The sequence below is a fragment of the Nonomuraea sp. NPDC003201 genome (assembly GCF_053590415.1).
In genome coordinates, this window is record NZ_JBSFTC010000622.1 from 1 (window position 1) to 3092 (window position 3092).

General features: G+C 73.0%; 3 protein-coding genes and 1 pseudogene. 1 reads left to right on the forward strand and 3 read right to left on the reverse strand.

The features are described from left to right. On the reverse strand, positions 1-571 hold a 571-nt coding region (locus ACWDX9_RS61785), incomplete at its 3' end, for an MFS transporter (RefSeq protein ID WP_449973195.1). Positions 572-674: 103 nt separating this feature from the next. Here ACWDX9_RS61785 and ACWDX9_RS61790 point away from each other — a divergent pair. Beyond that, a complete protein-coding gene (locus tag ACWDX9_RS61790) occupies positions 675-1589 on the forward strand; it encodes an EamA family transporter (RefSeq protein ID WP_449973196.1) in 915 nt (304 codons plus the stop codon). A gap of 321 nt (positions 1590-1910) precedes the next feature. Here the strand turns inward: ACWDX9_RS61790 and ACWDX9_RS61795 are convergent, their stop codons facing one another. Together ACWDX9_RS61795 and ACWDX9_RS61800 are read right to left on the reverse strand one after the other, a co-directional pair. Then, the gene (locus tag ACWDX9_RS61795; protein WP_350740024.1) at positions 1911-2579 is read right to left on the reverse strand and encodes a GntR family transcriptional regulator; all 669 of its coding nucleotides are present in this window, start codon (positions 2577-2579) and stop codon (positions 1911-1913) included. A gap of 12 nt (positions 2580-2591) precedes the next feature. Then, a pseudogene (locus ACWDX9_RS61800) lies at positions 2592-3092 on the reverse strand (ornithine cyclodeaminase family protein); the annotation flags it as partial.

The window sequence follows — 3092 nt, forward strand, 5'->3', positions numbered from 1 at the left end:
GGCGGGCGCGGGACGGCTCCGGCAGCGAGCGCAGCGCGAGCGCGCAGGCCAGGGCGCAGGCGGCGGGCACGGTGAACGCCACCCGCCAGTCCACCAGGCCCGCGAGCACCCCGCTCAGCCCGGTGGCCAGGGCCGTGCCGAGGGCGGCGGCGCCCATCAGATCGGTCAGCGCGCGTTGCCGGGTCGACGGCTCCACGGTGTCGCCCACGTACGTCAGCCCGGTCGGGATCACCGCTCCGAAGCAGGCGCCCGTCACGATCCTGGCCACCACCAGCGCCCCCAGGGCCGGCATCAGCGCCGAGGCCAGCCCCGCCAGCGCCGCGCCGAACAGCGTCCCGCGCATCACCCGCACGCGGCCGAACCGGTCCGACAGCAGCCCCCACAGCGGCTGGGTGAGCCCGTAGGCCAGGTAGTAGCCGCTGGCGGCCGCGACGGCGGCGGACAGCGGGACCTTCAGGTCCACCGCGATCAGCACGAGCATGGGGCTCACGGCGAAGCGGTCGAAGCTGCTGACGAACGAGGCCGCGGACAGGGCCAGCGGCGGCCGGGCGAGACTCGCGGGGGACTTCATACGATCAATGATCCAAGAGCCATCCAGAACACCCTATGTCGGGTCATGTCGCAGGCCACGAGTACGCTCTGACCGTCATCCCCTGAAGCCCGTGAGGAGTCCTGTGACCGCGTTCGCCCTCGACGATCCCTTCGATCGCGGTTCCGGCCTGCCCAGGCCGGGAAACCTGCTGCGCACGGCCGCCGACTCGATCCCGCCGTCCGGGCTCGTGCTGCTGGCCATCGTCTCGGTGCAGCTGGGCGCCGGGTTCGCGAAGGAGCTGTTCGCGGCGCTGCCGCCGAGCGCGGTGGTGTTCCTGCGGATCATGGCCGGGGCGCTGATCATGGGGGCGCTCGTCCGGCCCCGGCTGAAGGGCCTGTCCTGGCGCGACTGGGCGGTGGGGATCGGGTTCGGGGTGACGCTCGCCCTCATGAACCTGACGTTCTACGAGGCTTTGTCGCGGCTGCCGATGGGGATCGCGGTGGCCATCGAGTTCCTGGGGCCGCTGGGGGTGGCCGTGGCGGCCTCGCGGCGCAGGATCGACCTGCTGTGGATCGGCCTGGCGGGCGCGGGTGTGGTGCTGCTGGCGCCATGGGGGCAGTCGGCGTCGGTGAGCTGGCTCGGCATCGGGTTCGCGATGCTGGCGGCCGTCGGCTGGGCCGGGTACATCCTGCTGTCGGCGGCGGCCGGCCAGCGATTCCCCGGGACGAGCGGGCTGTCGTTCGCGATGATCGTGTCGGCCCTGGTGGTCGCCCCCGTCGGCATCGCGACGGGCGGGGCGGAGCTGCTGCAGCCGGAGCTGCTGCTGATCGGGCTCGGCGTGGGGCTGCTGTCGTCGGTGATCCCGTACTCACTCGAACTCCAGGCGCTGCGGCGGATGCCCAAGCAGGTGTTCGGCATCCTCATGAGCCTGGAGCCGGCCGTGGCGGCGCTGATCGGCGTGATGCTGCTGAACGAGGTCCTGCACGCGCAGCAGTGGGCGGCGATCGTCTGCATCGTGGCCGCCAGCCTGGGCTCGACCCGGCGGCGCAAGGTCTGACGCGGGAGCTGTGGCGGGCCGCCGCGCGCCCGTGGGATGGGGTCTCGGGCGCGCGGCGGAGGGCTCGGCTTTGGTGGGCGGGGTAGGCCGAGCCCATGGAAGGTCAGCGGAGTGCGGGTGTCCGCGTGACCTGGCATGCGCCACCCACCGGAATCGGTGGTGGCCGGTCCGCTTGGGACCTGGACGACGGGGCCGCCGGCGGACGCTTGGGGCGTCGCTCTTTCGACCCGAGATGAGAGTACCGCCATCCCGCTCCGCGCGATCCCCAAATGTCAGAACTTAGTGGGCGAAAAACGGACGAGTCCACCCACGGGCGGCTCCTCAGTGCTCGGCCCAGATCCCCCGCACGTGGCCGATGTGCTCCTTCATGAGGTGTTCGACGGCCTGGCGGTCGCCGCTCTTGAGCGCGTCGAGCAGCGCCAGGTGCTCCCTGGCCGACTCGCCCAGCACGTCGCGCTCCCGGAGCTGGGACAGGCCGTAGAGCCTGGCCCTGTTGCGCAGGTCGCGTACCACCTCGACCAGGTGGGCGTTGCCCGCCAGGGTCAGCAGCTCGACGTGGAAGCGCAGGTCGGCGTCCACGTACGCGAGCAGGTCACCGCGTTCGGCGGCCGAGACGATCTCCTCGGCGACGGGCCTGAGCCGCTCGAGCTCCGCCTCCCGCGCGCCGCCGGCCAGCCGGGCGACGGTGGGCACCTCGATCAGCTGGCGGATCTCCGTGAGCTCGTCGAGGTCGCGGTCGGACAGCTCGGTCACCCGGAAGCCCTTGTTGCGCACCGCCTCGACCAGACCCTCCTTGGCGAGGTCGAGCATGGCCTCGCGCACCGGCGTGGCCGAGACGCCGAACTGGGCGGCCAGCACCGGCGCGGAGTAGACCACTCCCGGCCGCATCTCGCCGGTGATCAGCGCGGCACGCAGCGCGTGCGCGACCTGCTCGCGCAGGCTCTGCCGCTCCCCCACCATCGGCAGGTCGAGCCGGTCCTCGGCAGCCATCCGCATCCCTTTCTACTTCCACGCCTCGTACGCGGCGGCCGCGACCACGAGGTCCTCCCAGGCCATGCCCGTGCTCTTGAACACGCGCGGTCCCGTGCCGGCGACCACCCGACCCGCGACGAGGTCGGCGAGGTTGCCCGCGAGATGACCAGCGGTGATCGTGCCCTCGCGGATCGGGATGAGCAGATCGCCCGCCTCCTCCAGGGCGGCCGCCCTGGCCTCGACGACCACGGTGGCGCGGGCGATGAGGTCGCCGTCGAGCTCGCGGGCGCCGGGCTCGTGCGACCCGACCGCGACGACGGTGCCGCCGTCGCGGGCGAGCTTACCCGGGAACAGCGGTTCTCTCGCTGTCGTGCAGCACGCGACGACGTCGGCCCCGGCCAGTGCCTCCGCCGCGTCGGACCGCCGCAGGGCGCGGGCGGTCAGTTGCGCTGGGCCCGCGCCGTGCGGGCCGCCTCCAGGTACGTCGCGGGCGAGCCGCGGTGCGAGACCGGGCCGATGAGCCGGTCGAGC

Coding starts and splice junctions, on each gene's coding strand:
- ACWDX9_RS61795 (WP_350740024.1), bottom strand. CDS start 2,579: ATGGCTGCCGAGGACCGGCTCGACCTGCCGATGGTGGGGGAGCGGCAG.